10 protein-coding genes and 1 pseudogene are annotated in these 17,856 nt (G+C 51.5%); 10 read left to right on the forward strand and 1 reads right to left on the reverse strand.

Translation table 11 applies throughout. The annotated features are described in order from the left end of the window. Window positions 1-314 precede the first annotated feature (314 nt). The 9 genes from EOJ37_RS01155 to tssJ all read left to right on the forward strand — a co-directional run bounded on the left by EOJ37_RS01155 (window position 315) and on the right by tssJ (window position 16,403). Complete coding sequence (locus tag EOJ37_RS01155) at window positions 315-1,343, forward strand: contractile injection system protein, VgrG/Pvc8 family (RefSeq protein ID WP_127956796.1); 1,029 nt, start codon at window positions 315-317, stop codon at window positions 1,341-1,343. Continuing rightward, a complete protein-coding gene (locus EOJ37_RS01160) occupies window positions 1,340-5,317 on the forward strand; it encodes a type VI secretion system Vgr family protein (protein WP_127956798.1) in 3,978 nt (1,325 codons plus the stop codon). Before EOJ37_RS01155 ends, EOJ37_RS01160 begins: the two co-directional genes overlap by 4 nt. 159 nt (window positions 5,318-5,476) lie before the next feature. Next, on the forward strand, window positions 5,477-6,706 hold the full coding sequence (locus EOJ37_RS01165) for a hypothetical protein (RefSeq protein WP_127956800.1): 1,230 nt from the start codon (window positions 5,477-5,479) through the stop codon (window positions 6,704-6,706). Continuing rightward, the gene (locus EOJ37_RS01170; RefSeq protein WP_127956802.1) at window positions 6,706-10,056 is read left to right on the forward strand and encodes an ImcF-related family protein; all 3,351 of its coding nucleotides are present in this window, start codon (window positions 6,706-6,708) and stop codon (window positions 10,054-10,056) included. The genes EOJ37_RS01165 and EOJ37_RS01170 overlap by 1 nt, the downstream gene beginning before the upstream one ends. Before the next feature lie 25 nt (window positions 10,057-10,081). Continuing rightward, the gene (gene tssA, locus EOJ37_RS01175) at window positions 10,082-11,773 is read left to right on the forward strand and encodes a type VI secretion system protein TssA (protein WP_127956804.1); all 1,692 of its coding nucleotides are present in this window, start codon (window positions 10,082-10,084) and stop codon (window positions 11,771-11,773) included. Window positions 11,774-11,823: 50 nt separating this feature from the next. Further along, window positions 11,824-12,999, forward strand: coding sequence for a PAAR domain-containing protein (locus EOJ37_RS01180; protein ID WP_127956806.1), 1,176 nt, complete (start codon window positions 11,824-11,826; stop codon window positions 12,997-12,999). Window positions 13,000-13,070: 71 nt separating this feature from the next. Continuing rightward, window positions 13,071-14,834 (forward strand): type VI secretion system baseplate subunit TssF, encoded by a 1,764-nt coding sequence (tssF, locus tag EOJ37_RS01185; protein WP_127956808.1) that lies wholly within the window; start codon window positions 13,071-13,073, stop codon window positions 14,832-14,834. Continuing rightward, entirely contained in the window at window positions 14,798-15,883 is a 1,086-nt protein-coding gene (gene tssG / locus EOJ37_RS01190) for a type VI secretion system baseplate subunit TssG (protein WP_127956810.1), read from the forward strand. Before tssF ends, tssG begins: the two co-directional genes overlap by 37 nt. Then, window positions 15,855-16,403, forward strand: coding sequence for a type VI secretion system lipoprotein TssJ (tssJ, locus tag EOJ37_RS01195; protein ID WP_162473637.1), 549 nt, complete (start codon window positions 15,855-15,857; stop codon window positions 16,401-16,403). The genes tssG and tssJ overlap by 29 nt, the downstream gene beginning before the upstream one ends. 64 nt (window positions 16,404-16,467) lie before the next feature. On the opposite strand, the pseudogene EOJ37_RS01200 reads toward tssJ, so the two are convergent. Beyond that, window positions 16,468-16,917: pseudogene (locus EOJ37_RS01200) on the reverse strand (IS1 family transposase); the annotation flags it as partial. Between the two features lie 30 nt (window positions 16,918-16,947). Here EOJ37_RS01200 and EOJ37_RS01205 point away from each other — a divergent pair. Further along, the gene (locus EOJ37_RS01205; RefSeq protein ID WP_127956814.1) at window positions 16,948-17,856 is read left to right on the forward strand and encodes a lantibiotic dehydratase; all 909 of its coding nucleotides are present in this window, start codon (window positions 16,948-16,950) and stop codon (window positions 17,854-17,856) included.

Consider the following 17,856-nt stretch of genomic DNA (forward strand, 5'->3'; position numbering starts at 1 on the left):
GCACCAGGGAGTATTGGCAGTGAAATTCTCGGGGATAATCACAAAAAAGGAAATTAAAACCACAACACGGGATTATTGGCAACACCAGGAGTTGTTACCAACACCATATGCGGAATTTAAAACCAACAGCAGGAAGCATTGGTATTTCAACATAGGGGATAATTAGTTAAACCACACCAGGGAAACCAATAAAAAAGCAACCCAAGCACTCCAATTATTTCTATTTTAAACAAGGAGGCTTAGGGCCTATTTTAGTGGATATTGCCGACCACTATGGAAATAGGCCATTAATATCAAACCGAGGACTAGTCGTTATGAAATCGAGACGTTATCAATATCGCCTTATGGTATCGGGATATAAAAAACCATTGGAGATTTTTGCTTTTAGTGGTGAGGAGGCATTTAGCAGGCCTTTCTGCTACACCATCGACATCACTCATCTGGCGAACACCGTCACTGCCCGCCAATTAATGATGAAACCGGCAACACTGATGTTACAGGCACCGGCAATCAGGTGCTGTGGTGCCAACTGGCAAACACCTCAACGTGAAATTCACGGTATCATTACCTGCGTTCATCAATTGGCTGACGATCAAAATCAGTACCAGATTTGCCTGCAACCACGTTTACTTCAATTGGCAGGCAGTGATAAAAATCAACTCTATCATGATTGTTCAGTGCCCGAAGTCGTCCAGCAGATCTTGAGCAACTATCGGTTTAAAAATGGACAGCAATTTATTTTCAAACTCGAAAAAGAGTATAAAAAACACAAAACAATCAAACAGCAACAAGATGACTTATCATTTATTTCACGCTTATTAGCAGAACATGGTATCTGGTTTCGCTTTCTCAGCAATCCCTACTTGAAAATCGATACAGTGATTTTTTACGATCATCAACGCCATGAATCATCACCATTATCACTGCCCAATACACCAGAAAATACCATTTATAAAAACGGCCACACATCAGTTTGGGGGCTATCGCACCATCATCAACAACATTCTTCTGGTAAACCCTATTTTTCAGGCAACAGCAATAACATCATGCTAACACCAGGACGGCATCTGCAAGTATTAGCTAATGACATCAACACCACACGAAATGACAGTATGATGATTGTTGGTATCTGTTGTAGTGCAAAATATGATGGCGACTTTTCACTCAACTTCAGTGCCATCCCCTATTCACTCGATGAGCATTTGCACCCTTCGCTACTTGAGCCACCCAAACTTGCCAACAACGGTTCAGCGTCTGCGGCGCACTATAGGCATGGTCTTGAAACACATCATACTGATACCGCCAATAACACATTAATTAACAACCGATTGATACCCGCATGATGACAAATTCTTCGACTCCAGTTTTGAAGCACTTATACCAACTTGCGATACCAGGGAACCTCAGTACGCTGGATGTGCTCGCCTTCCAGAGTGAAGAGGCACTGAGCCAACCATTTAACTACACGATTGACTTCACCAGCAGCAACCAGGCACTGACGGCAGAGCAGTTATTGATGAAACCTGGCAGTTTCACGCTGCAAATCAGCAATGGTGGCCGCAGTACACAATGCCGGATAATTTACGGCGTGATCACCCACTTTCGCCACTTGGCAAACTCGAAAGACCAGGGGCATTACCAGATTTGCCTGCAACCACGCTTGGCTCTGCTACGCCAGAACCGTCAGCACGCAATCTACCAACACTGTTCAGTGCCAGAAATTGTCGAACAAGTGCTACGTGAACGCCTGAAGCTGGCTTCGCACGATTTTGTGTTCCAGCTACGCCAGAAATACCCGAAACGGCTACAGGTGATGCAGTATGGCGAAGATGATTTGCGCTTTATCTCGCGCTTGCTGGCTGAAGTCGGCATCTCGTTTCGCTTCCTGCATGATAGCCGGCTACGTTGTGATCTGGTTGAATTCTCAGATCATGCACAGCAGCGACAAGCAGCGATCAACTTGCCCATGCGTACCCCGGGTGGCCTGCATAGCAGCAGACAAGCTGCTGTCTGGCAGCTCAGCAGCCACCACCAGGTGGTTGAGCAATCGGTAACGACCCACTTTGCCAGCCACGACAGCAATCAGCAGCCGATGGCTCAAGCCGATCTGAGCAACGAATCGAGCACCACCTACGGTGAGGCTTATCACTATGCAGACAGCAGTTTTAGCAGCGCGCCAGAGCCGTTAGAAAGTGGTGCCGAAAGCAGTGAGTTTTATGCCCAGTTACATCACCAGCGCTATCTCAACCAACAGGCACGCTTTAGCGCACTCAGTGATGCCATCGAGCTGGCACCAGGACAACGTCTGCTGGTCAGTGATGCCCATCTCGCTGCTTTTACGCGTGGTGTACTGATCGTTCGCACCCGCGCACACGCGCGGCGTGATAGCCATTTTGAATTGACACTGGAAGCGATCCCGGCAAAAGCCGCCTACCACTTCCGCCCGGAACTGATCAGCAAGCCACAAATGGCCGGCACGTTGGCGGCTCACATTAGCAGCACCAATGCCAATGATATCTATGCACATCTTGATCAATACGGCCGCTACCGCGTCAAAATGCACTTTGATCGTCAACGCTGGCCGCAAGGTGAAGAGAGCCTCTGGGTTCGCTTAGCTCGCCCTTATGCCGGTAATCAGCACGGCCTGCATCTGCCACTACTCGCCGGTACTGAAGTTGCGATCGCGTTTGAAAACGGTGATCCTGATCGCCCCTATATCGCCCATGCACTGCATGATGTCACTCAGCCCGACCCGGTAACGCTGAATAACTACAAATACAACGTACTACGCACGCCAGCAGGCAATCAATTACAACTGCACGATCAGCGCGAACAGCAGCACATTAGCCTCAGCACCGACTACGGTGGCAAGAGTCAGCTCAACCTTGGTCACTTGGTCAATGCTGATCAGCAACAACGCGGTGAAGGTTTTGAACTACGCACCGATCGCTTTGGCGCTATCCGCGCCCAACAAGGGATTTTTATCAGCGCAGAGGGTCAACCACAGGCAGAAGGCGCGATGCTGGCGATGCAGCCGACACTCGATCGTCTGCAACAGGCGCAGCAACTGAGCGAAGCACTCAGTCAGGCAGCCCAGAGCGCCACCGCTGAACCAGCGCAACTGCAGGCGCAGATCGACCTGCTAGAGCAGCGTTTGGAACAACTCCAGTCCGCCGTGTTGTTACTCAGTGCGCCACAAGGTGCTGCGATCAGCAGTGGTGAGCATCTGCAAATGAGTGCCAGTAAAAATCTGATCGCTACCGCAGGCGAGCACGCCGATGTGAGTGTGCTAAAAAATTTCTTTATTGGTGTCGGTCAGCGTTTGAATATTTATATACGCAAACTGGGTATGAAGCTGATTGCCAGCGAGGGGCCAATCTTGATGCAGGCACACAATGGCATGATGGATCTCATGGCTCGCGGGGCGATCCAGTTAGGCAGCACCGAAGACGAGATCCGCTTAGTGGCTCACAAAAAGATCACCATCACTGCTGGCGGCAGCTACCTGATGCTGGATGGCCAGAATATTGAGATCGGCACCAATGGCACATTCGAGATCAATAGCGCACAAGTTTCCCAGCAATCTCCCTGCGTGCTGTCGGTGACAATGCCCAATCTACCAGCCACGCCCAATGATATTGCCATTGCGGCACTGGCAGGCAGTGCTGCAATGGCAGCCGATCACAGTGATCATTCATCCTCTTCATGCTCAGAAACAGATTCTGCCAGCGGAAACAGTGACAGCGAAGATGGCATGGACGAGAGCGAGAGCGAGGACGACATCGACCAAGAGATGGCGAACGCATTAGACGAAGATAAAATTATCTATGCGAGTACGCTGGTTCACTTCGAGCCGACCGAACAGTGGCAAGGTGATTTTGGCTTTGATTGGCTACGTATTAAAATGCCCCACGCGCCATATTTTCAGAAACCCTACCGAGATCTGATCGGTGTGATCGTCATGACTCCAGAGGGTGATCTCGTATACGAACAGGATCATATGGTCTATTTACAATTTTCATACCAGTATAAAAATTATCTGGTTCGCTGGTTACGTGACAAAGCAGAAAGGGAAATCAGAAACGTATCGTTTCCAAAGCCGCTTGACAGCACGCTGTTCCACTATCACAGCCCAGTGATGACCCTGCTGCCTGGAAAGTCCGCCCAACTGGCAGTCACCCTTCAACAAGAAGAGAACCATCGACCCGCAGAAAAGATCGTGTTTCGCTTTGGCGAAGATAACACGCTGACCGATCCCGACATCACCGTGACCGGTAATATTGTTGTCAACCCGGACGTCAGCACCAGACTAGAGATCAACTGCCATGCTGAATTTGATGAAGATAAAAGGATCCGTGCCTTTGCGGTTAATGCTGAGGGGGAGGAGCAGTTGGCTGGCGAGTTTTTTATCAAAGCTAACGATGAACGACACCGTCGAACTATCGATCTGATCTTGGTCAAATGCGTGACACGGATGGAGTATCAAACCCGTGACGACGATCCGTTCGATATCAGCAGTTCAAAACAGCAACTGACCAATATCCTCAACCAGTTCTATGTCATCCCGAACTTTATTGAGCTGACAGTCGATCTCACCGCGAATCCACTCTTTAAAGATACCCGCTACTTTACCTTCAGCCAGGATACGCGGGCGACCTACTTTAATCATTTAAAGCATTTGATCAAAGGACAAATCAATCAACTTTCAGAGATAGATTTTGAGTATGCCTATAAGCTCTATTTCTTTAATGTCTCGGTATTCAAAACCGTGTTCAACGAAAACAATGAAGCAGAAAAAGAGGTGCTAGAGGGAATAGCACGCGACATCGGTGGACGCGAGGCATTTGTTTATCAACTGGGGTTGTACAATAAAACCGCTGCCCATGAACTGCTGCACTGCCTCAGTCTGCAACATCCGTTCTCTCTCTTCTCACCATTTGCATTTAAAGACACGGAAACCGACAACATCATGGATTATGACTCTAACGAACCGGAAGACCTGGCTACCTCCACAGATGGAAATATGGGCGAAAATGCTGGTGAGCCACGGGAATTACCGAATATTCCTAAGGTCGCAAGCTGGCAATTTCAGTGGGCTATGGTTTGGCAACATCTACAGCAGGAGCAAGAACAGAAGTTACATCAGCAACGGCTAGAGCAACAACAACAACTCGAGCAACGGCAACGAGAACAGTCACCGGGGGCATCACAGCCGTTGCTCAACACGCCCGCTCAGCCCAATGTAGCCAGAAGGGGTTCGCCAAAACAGCATCCGCGCGCCACACCGCCTGTCGACTATAACACCGATTCCGATTAGTTAGCGCCGTTCTCACCCTGCCCCATTGTGAGCAGCAACGTGGATTGACTTTCGGATAACGCGACTGCGACCCATTCTGCTGCTCATTCACCGCCAACGGCCCATGTGCGTCCTTCCACTGTTCACACGGCGCAATTGGCACTCACTCTCGGATATGTTATGCCAGTGAACTTGAATCGCTTGCCGGAGCGTTATTTGCGTCCGGCAGCTCCCAACCCTCTGTTTTGGCTGTTAGTGTTGATCACACTGCTGCTATCAAGCCTGCTGCTATACCACTGGCTACTGCCTGACCTGCCGCAGAACAAACGCTGGTCGCTGGTGGTTGCCACGGCATTGATTGCTTGGCTACTGCTGCTCTGGTGCCGCGTGATGGTGCATCTCCTGCAACAGATACAGGCCAATGCTTGGGATCAGCAGCGTGAAGCGCGTATCCTGCAACAAACTGCCCAAGGACGCCGAGCACTGCAAATTGTCGCTGCACACTGCACCACCGGGCACGCTGCCGATCTGCAATTCACGCCGATTGTTGACGCCTTACTGGCGAATCAACCGATTATTAACCAGCAAACCGCTTGGAATGGTGAGCGCAACCTGTTCCATAGCCGCTTAGCCGTCGCACCGAAGCTAAGCGTACAACAGTTACTCAGCAACGCTTTTAACCAGTTACTTCGCCAACTGTCTGATAGCCTTGATCTCTTTCCTGCACAACAGCCGATTGATCTGCTGTTGGAATGCCACTCATCGCTGCCAGAAACAGAAATACAGGCACTGTGGCAGCAAGCTTGGCAACAACAACGTGGTTTAACGCCGATCAACTGGATCAGCCGACGCGGATTGGCTGCGGTCGATCACTGGCTAGATCAGCAGATCAACCAGAGCGCACCATTACTGGTTATCGCGTTACAAATCGCCCCTACCGCGCCTGCATTAAGTGCAGAGATGCTGGTTGGCCTGCTGCTGGCCAACCGTTCGATACCGCTCGCGGTGCGCACACACGCACTGCTGCATCGACCGGAAGCGAGCAGCGCAGCGTATCCCGCGCTCAGCCGTGCGCTGTTGCAAACCGCCGACTGGGTGCCGCTGGAGGATCAGGCCATCAAACAGCTCTGGCTAACCGGTCTGCCAACTGCTTCAGAAGGCTATCTCAGTGCCATGCGCTCACTCACCCATCCACCATTGAGTGCGCTGCAACCCGGCGAGCAAGTACATCACTTTGAGCAGTTTCTCGGCTATCCAGGGGATGCCGGTTGCTGGCTGGCGATTGCAGCAGCGGCACAATCGATTGGATCCGTAGCGGAACCCCATCTGGTGATCGCCGGCACTGCACACGCCGAGCAGCTCTGGAGTGTGGTTGTCGCACCGAATGCTTTACAAACAAGGGATAACTGATGAAACAGGTCTCCTCAGCGCTTAAACGTCCTGAAGTGTGGTTTTGGTTGATCACACTGTTACTGCTGCTGATCAGCACGCTGTTAAGCTGGCTGCTGTGGCAACACCCAGAGCAACTCAGCCTTGATCCTCAGGGTAGCACGCGCACCCTCTGGCTAACGGTGACACTGGTCAGCAGTGTGTTACTGCTGCTGTTCGCCACCTTGGCATTTATTGGCTCACGTTTGGCTGGCAAGACTCATTTTGAGCAGCTACGCCAACAGTTGCAGGCCGATGATCAGCCAGCGGCAGTCAATGTCGAACATGATTCACAGCGTTGGCACAACAGTATGTTGGAGCTAAAACAGACGCTGCGTCGCCGTTACGGCAGATTATGGCGACGTCAGGTGCGGCTATTAATGGTGGTTGGAGAAGCCAAGCAGATCGCCGCGCTGGTTCCGTCACTGGCAGAACAGGGCTACTTGTATGGTGAAAACAGCGTGCTGTTGCACGGCGGCAGTCTGTCACAAGCGCTGGATGCCTCACGCTTGGCCAGTTGGCGTCAATTGTCACGCCGCAAACCGTTGGATGGCATTGTCTGGGTGCTGGACCAGAAACAGCGCGCCACGCTCGACCACCATCTGGCTACCTTAGAGCACATCGGCCAGTTGCTACATTACCGCCCTGCACTTTATCTCTGGCAGGTATGCAGCGCACGCTGGCAAAAAAACCAGCAAGATATGCCCGCCATCGGCGCACTGTTGGCCCCTTCAGCCACGGTGACACAACTGGAGCAACAACTCACTGCGCTGTTGCCGCAACTGCGCGCACAGGGACTACAACAGCTACAGCAGCACCCGAATCGCGATTTTATGCTGCGGCTGGCTGAACGGTTGCAGACCGAGGAGATCAATCAGTGGCGGCAAGCACTCAACCACTGGCTAACGCTCTATCGTCATCAATTACCACTGCGTGGGCTGCTGTTCAGTCTGCCGATCAGCACCGACAGTAGTGGCCGCATCGACAACGCTAACAAACTCTGGTCAGCACCTGCCTGCTGGCAAAGCGTACTGGATGATTGCCAGTCTGCGCATGGCCAGCCAATCGGTCTCGCTGGGCAAACGCTGATCCGCCACACATGCTCTGCCGTTCTGCTGCTAGCGACTCTCGGCAGTCTGCTCTCGTTCGGCGTGAACCGGCAACAGATTATCTCGGCAACCGAGCAAGTCGCACAGTTCAATCAGCCACAGCAATCTGGCGATCAGCAGTTGATCGCGCTGCAATCACTTAGCCATACCATCAGCCAACTGCAACGCTACCGCGCCAAAGGTACGCCCTGGTACCGGCGTTTTGGCCTCGACTATACCCCGCAGCTACTGACACAACTGCTACAGCACTATCAGCGCCTGAATCAGCCGTTACTCAGCCAGCCTGCTGCACGGCAGTTAGCACAAAAGCTCACCGCCCTTCTGGCGGTAGCTCGCAGCGATCCGAACTACAGCACATTGCTGCATCAAGGGTATCCACAGTTAAAAGCCTATTTGATGATCACCAGTCAACCCGAAAAAGCCGAAGCCTCATTTTTTGCAGCACTGATGCAGCAGATCGAGCCAGAACGTGCTGGCATTAATCCTGAGCTGTGGCGTAGCCTAGCACCTGAATTATGGCGTTTTTATGCCAACACACTGCGACAACAACCGGATTGGCAACTGAATGCTGATAACGCGCTGATAGCACGTACCCGTCACCGTTTGCTGAGTGAACTGGGGCAGTCACAGACAGAACAGCAGTTGTACCAACACATCATCTCAACACTTCAGCCTAACTACAGTGCACTGATGCTGGCCGATATGACTGCCGGCACAGATGCCGAACTGCTGTTTCACAACAGCAGCTCAGTGCCTGGCCTGTTTAGTCGTAGTGCCTGGGAGCAACATGTACAACCGGCGATCGCCGCTGCGGTGGCAAACCGACAACAACAGCTCGACTGGGTATTGGGCGAGCAGAGCAGCGCTGACAACGCGCGCTACTCCGCCAGCACGTTAAGAACTCAACTCACCCAGCGTTACTTTGCCGATTTCAGTCGCCATTGGCAGGCGTTCCTCAATAACATGCAGTGGCAACCCGCAAGAAGCCTGCCTGATGTTATCGAGCAACTGACACTGATCAGTGATCTGCGCCGCTCTCCCCTGGTGGCGCTACTGAATCATCTCAGCTGGCAGGCAGACACAGAACAGCAGCCACTCGCTAGCGCTTCACAGCGGTTAAAAAAAATATTCTCCGACGCTGAAGCCGAGGATGAGCAACCACGCCACCCACTACACGCCGAATTCGCAGCAATACAGGTTGTCACGGGCAAAGCCAGCGCTGAAACTGCGCTGCTCTACGACAGCGCATTGAATCTACAAAGTTATCTGACACGGGTTACCCGCCTACGGCTAAAACTGCAACAAGTGCTGGAAAGTGACGATCCGCACGTCTTGGCACAAACCGTGTTTCAAGGTAAGAATCTCGAGCTGCTTGAAACTCAACAATATGCCCAACTGCTCGCGGCCAGTTTTGGCACTGCCTGGCAGCGTTTTAGCCAGACGCTGTTTCTGCAACCCGTCACACAGAGCTGGGAGGCGCTACTACAACCGGCAATCCTAAGCCTAAATCAGCAGTGGCAAACAACCGTCGTCAGTGAGTGGCAAGCAGCATTTAATGGCCGCTACCCGTTTGTCGACAGCAAAAATGACGCCTCACTGGCGTTGTTGCAGGACTTTATTGCCAAAGATCACGGCCGTATCGAAGCTTTTTTGTCTAGTGAGCTGGCTGGCATGTTGTACAAACAGGGAAACCGCTGGGTTATCGATAGCGTCAACAGCAGAGGACTCCACTTTAACCCTGAATTTTTGTCCGCAATCAATCAACTCAGCCAGATTGCCAACATTCTGCGTAGCACCGAACGACAATATCTGCAATTTGAACTGCTGGCGCGTCCGGTGGCCAATGTGCTGGAAAGCAATCTGTTAATTGATGGTAAGGAGTTGCACTATTTCAACCAGATGGAGAACTGGCAAAAATTCCGCTGGCCAAGTGATGACTATCACCCCGGCGTCACGCTCACTTGGAACAGTGCTGTCGCTGGCAGCCAGCTATACGGTGATTATCCCGGCAGTTGGGGGCTGATCCGCTGGCTGGAGCAGGGGCGACAACAAAAACTGCGTGATGGCCACTACCAGCTCAGCTTTACCGTTGCCAACCAGCCACCGCTACAGTGGATATTGCGCACCGAACAGGGCAACGGCCCGTTAGCCTTGCTGGCGCTGCGCAATTTCAATCTACCGGCGCAGATCTTCCTTTCCACCAAGCCCGCTAACCGGCGCTAATCGAGTCGTTCTGAGAGAGCGTGTAATGGCAAGTTTGACCTCGCTGATCGCCGCCTGCGACAGCACACCAGAAGCGTTGCTACAGCAAGCCATACAACAGCTTGCTGACTGGCAGCACTGGCTGTCACCGGTAAACGAGAGCAGCAGCGTCGGGGAAGACCCTACCTATCACGATGATTTCCAATTAATACGTGAAGAGGTCAGTAAACTCTCCGGCGCAGATACCACGCTGATCTGCCAACTGACAGAGCAACTGCTCGTCAGCTACTGCAAAGATCTGCGTGTCGCCACCTACTACATCTGGGCACGGTTACATCGCGAAGGTGCTGAAGGGCTAGCCAGCGGCCTGCTACTGCTGGCTGGGCTACTGCACCAGTTTGGCGAACAACTGCACCCCCCACGCGCACTTAGCCGGAAAAGCGCGCTGGAGTGGCTGGTCAGTGAGCGAATGCTGGATAGCTTGCGCCTCTATCCGATCGTGACCAAACAGCAGTTATTGCAAATTTTGCGTGCGCTGGCATTGATTGAACATGTGCTGGCTACTTGGCCGTCAGCTTCGCAGCCACAATTGACGGCGCTGTACCAAATGCTGGAAACACGCCTGACCACAACCCGCGATGCCAACAACAGCAGTGCATCAGCCGGCACAGCGAGCGCCGGCAGTGGGCTGGAAGACAGTATGTTGGAAAACAATATGCTAAAAAACAGTGTGCTGGAAAACAGTATGTTGGGAAACAGTGTGTTGGAAAACAGTGTACTGGAAAAATATGCCCCGCCGCCACAGCTACACAACGTGCAGTCAGGACGTGATCTGTTTGAACAGGCCAACATACTGAGCCGCTATCTGCGTGAACAACCGAACGGCCAACTGGCCGCTCACCATTTAATTAAAAATCTGCGTTGGGATACCCTGCATGGGCTACCGCCGTTTAACAGCACGCACTGCACCCGCCTAACACCGCCACGCGCCGAATACCGTTCACAATTGAAACGGCTCTATCTGCAACAGAGCTGGCTGGAGCTGTACGAACAGACGGAGAATATGTTTAACGAAGCAGCCAACCACTTCTGGTTAGATCTGCAATGGTATCTACATCAAGCCTTTAGCAAGGCGGGTTCGCCGTTTGATAGCTGGGCCGACTACATCAAGCAGGATCTGAAGTTGCTGCTGACCCGCCTGCCAGGGCTAGAGACATTGTGCTGGAACGATGGCACCCCGTTTGCCGATGAAGTGACACTGGCGTGGATCAACCAGCAAGTATTAGAACCCACAGCCGCTAGCTGGAACACAGCGAACAACACACCGCTCAGTTACCAGGATGATGATCCGCAACAGTGGGAAGCGGAAGCCGTCAATCTGGCCGATCAACAAGGCGTAGAGAGTGCGATCACTTGGCTACAGACACGCCCTGGCGTCAGTAGCGTGCGCCAGCAGTGGTTATTACGCCTGGTGATTGCGCGAGTCAGCGAGCAATACAATCAGCATGATATGGCACTGCATTTACTGACCGAGCTTGATAGCGCTGGCCAGAACCTGCGCCTGACACAGTGGCAGCCCACACTGCTGTTTGAAGTGAAAGCACGGCGGCTGACACTGCTGCGCAGCAAACTCCAACGCAGTGATAGCGACAAGATCCGATTAAGCGGCGAGATTGAACAGTTGCTCGGCGAATTGATCGTACTCGATCCAGCGCGCGCGATGGTGCTGTGCCATTAACACATCCAATCATTCAACACATGCTAACTTAGCGTATTTCAGGAGCGATCATGCCAATAGGCTACTACTTGGTGGTCGGTGATAAAACCAGCTGCGGCGGTATCATTCTTGCCGGCGAACTGACCAATAAACTGATGGGCAAACCACTGGCTAGAGAAGGGGATTTAGTCACTTGCGGTGTAGAGCGAAGCAAAGTATTCACCGTCTCGGGGGGCATTCCACATGATCAAGTGAATGGCAAAAAACTGGCTGGCACACTACACAGCCGCAGCAGTTGCCCGTGTCAGGCACGTTTTATCGCCAGCACTACCGCAAAAACCTATCTCAAACCATCCAGCATCGAGAGCCTAACACTACAGGCGGAACCCGCAACCGCCACACCGGAGAAGGGCAAGAAACCCCTCTCCGATTTTGCACGCCAACATGATATTGATGCCGGTGACCTGGTGTATGGGCTGGCAAAAGCACGTGAGATCCTGATTACCAAAACCTACCCAGAATTTTTAACCGATGAATATCCGGCAGCACTGATGATGGATTTTTACACCAACCAAATCAGCCGCACCGTTACCTATAGCAATGATCTGGAGCCGTTGCTTGAGCTGTACTCAAAGAAAAAGCTGCATGCGATAGCCTCGAGTCTACAGGTGCCTGATAATCTCGATGAGATCGTCAAATTCGATCCTAGGTCTGACTATTTCCCGCTGTGGGATAACTACTTTGCCACCGGTAAAAGAAAACCGAAATTTGATGTCGCCAATATCTACAAAGACAATAGCGATCCGAAAAAATGGGGCAAAGATATCTATTGCGGACTGTATTGTGAACATTTCGAGGAACTCGGTTTTTTACCTTCACTGATGGCCAAACGCAGTAGCAAGCTTGGGCTTGAAATGACCGCCGATGAGCAGGCGACACATAAAGTTCACTTTATACTAGATAGGTTAGATCTCAAGAAAGTGGTCAGTAAACAGGGTAATTACGGGCAGTCGGTCACCGCTTCCGAGTTACGTTATGTCTATCGTAATTATGAGCGTTTGCTGGGCCGGCTATTTTTCTATAGAAATGGCAACAATGTTCCTCCCCCCTGGCTGTCCGATCCCGGTTTGTGGTCGGAATATATCGATCACTATGACCGTAAAAAGAAAAAGCAAAGTTATTTAACTCGGATTAAATTATTTTTCAAAGGGAAGCCGGTTAACTCGTCACTCCCGTCCACGAGCTAGAGACCACGACAACTTCACCTTCACTACACCCTCATCGAATAGGCTGCTATTCATTACCGGAACCCCGCCCTATGGATGATTTAACACTACGTTATTTTGATGCCGAGATGCGTTACCTGCGTGAAGCAGGTGAAGAGTTTGCCCGCGCCCACCCGGATCGCGCAGCATTATTGAACTTGGATAAATACGGTGCGCGTGATCCCTATGTTGAACGACTGTTTGAAGGCTTTGCTTTTCTGATCGGTCGGTTACGCGAAAAGCTGGATGATGATCTGCCCGAACTCACCGAAGGGGTGATGAGCCTGCTCTGGCCACACTATCTGCGTACCATTCCCTCGTTGGCAATTGTCGAACTGGCACCCAACTGGCGTGGCATGAAAGAACATTTCATCGTTGAAAAAGGCTTTTCTGTGCTGTCACGGCCCATCGGTGAAGCGGAAACGCGCTGCCGTTATGCCACAACACATGATGTGGAACTACTGCCACTGGCACTGGTAGAGGCGACTCTGCATCACAATGCTCAAGCGCGATCAGTGATCCGTCTGCGTTTTGAGTGCAGCACTCTGGCGGATTGGGATCAGTTTAAGTTAACCCACCTGCCGATCTACCTGGATGCCGATCCCACGGTTGCCAGTGCGCTACACCATGCGTTGACGCTTAATGTCGACAGCATCTCAATACGCCTTGCAAATCAACAACAAACACAGCCTTTAGCTGCCTTTTTTTCACCGCAGGGATTTGATCCTCAACAGCGCTTATGGCCCAAAGATAACAGCACCTTCAGCGGTTATCAGTTGTTGCTGGAGTATTTCACCTTTCGTGAAAAGTTTATGTTTGTCACCCTGCAAGGACTTGAGCAGGTGAAACTGCCGGCCCGACTAAGCGGATTTGAGATCGACATCGTGCTACAACAGAACTGGTTACATGACTTCTCGTTCAGTGAACGCCACTTGCGCCTGCACTGCGTGCCGGTGATTAACCTGTTCCCACTGGATTCTGATCCGATTCTGCTCTCGCCGTTGCAGACTGAATATCTGCTGCAACCGCTGCGCATTCAGGACGGACACACTGAGATCTACTCGGTCGATTCAGTAATTGCTGCCAACCAGAGTCACCAGCAGGTCTACGTGCCTTTTACCAGTTTCCGTCACAAAGGCGGCATGTTACGCCACGATGCCCCCGAGTATTACTACCACACCCGAGTCAAGCGCGGCCCCTCTGGGCTACATGACACCTGGCTGATCCTCGGTGGTGAGGCATTCGACACACTGACAGTGCCAGAGGATGAGAAACTCTCTCTGACGTTAACCGGCACCAATGGCCAACTAGCGCGTAAATCACTACAGAGCACGCTGTTAGACAGTGCGCTACAGATGCCAGCAGTGCCGTTGCAGATCCGTAACCTAACCGCACCCACCATGCCTTGCTATCCACCGAACCGGGATCGCTTCCACTGGCGTGTATTGAGTCATCTTGGTAGCAGTTTCCTCTGGATGATGGATAACGCCGAGGTGCTACGCGGAACCCTGGCACTGTACGACTGGACCGATAGCGAGATGAACCGACGGCGGCTGGAAGCGATTGTCGAAGTAAAGCACTGGCAAATCGAGCGTTTTGAGCGCGGCCACCTGCTGCGCGGAGTACAGATTGAAATCACGCTGGATAGCAATGGCTTCAATGGCACCGGCGATATCAGCCTGTTTGGTGAAATCCTCAGCCGTTTTTTTGCACTCTACACCGATATCCACCTTTTTAACCGTCTAACGCTGGTGTTACAACCGACCGGGGAACGTTTGCAATGGCAAGAGAACCACGCACACTGCCACAGCCGTTAGCAGCACGCCTAGCCGAACAGATAGCACAAGTCGGTTTTTACCGCTTTTGCCAACTGCTTGAACAAACCGATGCACCACCACTCGGCAGTACCGATTCACCGCACGATGATCCGGTACGTTTTCGTCCTCACCCCGGTATGGGTTTTCCAGTCAGTGAACTGAAGGCGCTCGAGTCTGATGCCAGTCATCCCGACACGCCAGCAACGGTGCGTACCACCTTTTTTGGGCTGTACGGTGTCGACTCCCCGCTTCCGAGTGCCTATATCGATGATGTAACGCTACAACGTGAAGGGCATGAGGCGCTGGAGCACTTTCTCGATATCTTCAACCATCGCATCATGACGCAGTTCTACCGCATCTGGCGCAAATACTCCTACCCAACCACCTTCGAGAGCGGTGGCAAAGATGTGATTTCGCAGTGTCTACTGGGATTGATGGGCATGGCTATCCCAGGCACCCAGGCACAATTTGCCACGCCAATGTCACGCTTTTTATCGCTACTGGGGCTGATCCGCCAACCAGGCCGCACGGCAGAAGGGATCACCGCGCTGGTGCAGCTACTGGCACCAAACACCACCAGCACTATTACAGCACACTGCTTACGCCGCGTAGCGGTCAGCAACCCACTCTGCTTTAGCGAGTCAGGCGAAGCCTGGCTGGAGGGTGACCGGGTGTTGGGCGATGAAATGACCGACGCGAATAGTCAGTTGCTGATCGCGCTACAAACCACAGATCAACAACAGGCAACGGCCTGGCTGACTGGCGAGCAGCTATATGCCGATTTCCTGCTACTACTGAGGGTTTATTTAGGATGGCGATATCAGGCGCGAATTGAACTGACCATCGCCAGCCACCTGTTACCCTGTATTGTTCTGGGTGAAAGCAGCTGCAAACTGGGCATCAACTGGCTGCTGGACGGCGATGAGCAACCACCTACTGACCGGTTGCCTGAATTTATCACGATTGAACTGGGCCATTACGCGGGTCTGGTTGCCAACCCGATTGAACAAGGAGACATGCGTGTTATTCAATATCGTTTCACCGGCTAGGATCATGTTGCCAACCCTGCTGCTGCTGCTCACCGGCTGTCGTTCACCAACCGGTGAAGTCAGCCGTGAGATCGCTGATCCTGTGCCCTCTTATTCACTGTTTCGCAAACAGGTAAAGCTGCTGCACCTCGATTTTTTCGCCCGTCATGCACTGAATAGTGAGAACGCGACCACCGGTCTCTCTCCTGAATCAGTACTGGTACGTGTCTATCAACTGCGCGACAACAAACAGTTTCAAAAGGCCACCTATCGGCAATTGGCGGAGCAGGGAAATCAAGCACTACAGAAAGATCTGCTGGAGAGCCACAGCCTGATCATCAGACCGGGATCGGCCATCGCCCTCACTGCACCGCTGGCAGCAGAAGCACGTTATATTGCTGTTATTGCACTCTTTCGCCAACCAAATCTGGACAAAAATGACTGGCGTCTGCTGCTAGCGCGTCGTGAGCTGGATGCCGATCGCGCGCGCGCGATCGAACTGCGTGATAACTACCTCAGGTTAAAAAAGAACAACAACTAGCGCCATAACACGTCATCGACGTGTCACCAGAAAATCGGGTCACGTATTCAATGTGTAGATTTGGTTATTGCAGGTAATACTCACGCTCAATGAATGTACCGATAATTTTGTCATGCATTTCTACTGATTTTGAGTATCCGAGAGTCTTGCGATTTAGCCGTTTTAATCGGTTGCGAAGATTCAGATTTTCACGCTCAATTCGTTGTGTATAAAGCTTACCTGTGATGTGATTTTCATTCGGCAGCAGGTCATAAGCGCTGAAGTTATCTGTGCACCAGAAGGCAACATTAAAACCCGATAATAACTTCAATAAGTTACGGAAAGTCTTTTTGCTTCGGCGACCAAAAGCATGGGCAATAATGCGTTTAAGCCGGGGTTCCCATGCATACCACAACCCGCGCTGCTGCTTCTTGTTGCCTACAAATGACCACATTTCATCCACTTCGCAGATGAGCTGTATTTGCAGGTTGTCCAGTGGCAGCGCAGTTACACATCGTTGATTCAAGCTTGGCAACCATTACTTAGAGCTATAGATACGGAAGAGTTGCACCTTAATGCGGAACAATTAGCGCAGGTATTGGCGGCATTGTATCAGCAATGTCCTGAATCTGCAGACTTTCAGGTGTTTGGTGACGACTTCCACTCACCGGATTTTATGTTGGCGGCAGCTAACTTGGAGGCATTGAACCGAGGAGAATATCTGGTAGTGCTGGGAGAAATACATCCTGCTGTTCATACTCTGAGTCAACCCGTTGCCACACCATTTTGTCCTTTCACAACAGAGATTGAACAGGAGGTTAATACACTGTTTGGTCGAGAACGGCTGGTATTGGCCGATTCACCCGAGAGTTATCAACGTTCACATATTGATTGGCCATTGGTGCCTCACTATGCACAGTTGATATTACCCGGCAGTGGAGGCAGCACAATAACTGAAAAGCGTTATTCTGTGGGGCGCGCCCGTCTCTATTGCAAGGCTGGCCGCCTGACAGTAGAGGATATGGACGGTACTTTTCACGAAGATTTACTGTGTGTTAACAGTACCGCCTTGCATCAGTTACTCTTTGAATTAGCAGGAGATGTCTTGCCTCGTCATGAGCCGCGACGTATTTATATGAATCATATTCTGTACAAACGGCGCACTTGGACATTTAACTCTGACTCGTTGCCTAAAGCTTCTTCTAACGAGTTCTTAGCGTTTATTCAGTGGAAGAATTGGCAACAGCAGCAGGCTCTACCTCGTTGGGTATTTATCAAATGCGACAGTGAACCAAAACCTTTGTTTATTGATTTTGACAATCCACTTTCCTTAGATGCACTGGCAACAGCACTGAAGAAAGCCTATGTCATTCACGTATCAGAAATGCTGCCGACACCCAACGAACTATGGTTCAATGATGCTCGTGGTCATGTCTGCTGTGAGATCCGTACCACATTTTCCGCCATCAAATAG

Source organism: Serratia microhaemolytica (assembly GCF_004011885.1).
GTDB classification, from domain to species: domain Bacteria; phylum Pseudomonadota; class Gammaproteobacteria; order Enterobacterales; family Enterobacteriaceae; genus Serratia_G; species Serratia_G microhaemolytica.

Excerpts from the sequence above, each read along its gene's own strand:
- EOJ37_RS01165 (WP_127956800.1), top strand. The coding sequence starts at position 5,477 with ATGCCAGTGAACTTGAATCGCTTGCCGGAGCGTTATTTGCGTCCGGCA.
- tssG (WP_127956810.1), top strand. The coding sequence starts at position 14,798 with ATGGCAAGAGAACCACGCACACTGCCACAGCCGTTAGCAGCACGCCTA.
- EOJ37_RS01155 (WP_127956796.1), top strand. The coding sequence starts at position 315 with ATGAAATCGAGACGTTATCAATATCGCCTTATGGTATCGGGATATAAA.
- EOJ37_RS01160 (WP_127956798.1), top strand. The coding sequence starts at position 1,340 with ATGATGACAAATTCTTCGACTCCAGTTTTGAAGCACTTATACCAACTT.
- tssA (WP_127956804.1), top strand. The coding sequence starts at position 10,082 with ATGGCAAGTTTGACCTCGCTGATCGCCGCCTGCGACAGCACACCAGAA.
- tssF (WP_127956808.1), top strand. The coding sequence starts at position 13,071 with ATGGATGATTTAACACTACGTTATTTTGATGCCGAGATGCGTTACCTG.
- EOJ37_RS01170 (WP_127956802.1), top strand. The coding sequence starts at position 6,706 with ATGAAACAGGTCTCCTCAGCGCTTAAACGTCCTGAAGTGTGGTTTTGG.
- EOJ37_RS01180 (WP_127956806.1), top strand. The coding sequence starts at position 11,824 with ATGCCAATAGGCTACTACTTGGTGGTCGGTGATAAAACCAGCTGCGGC.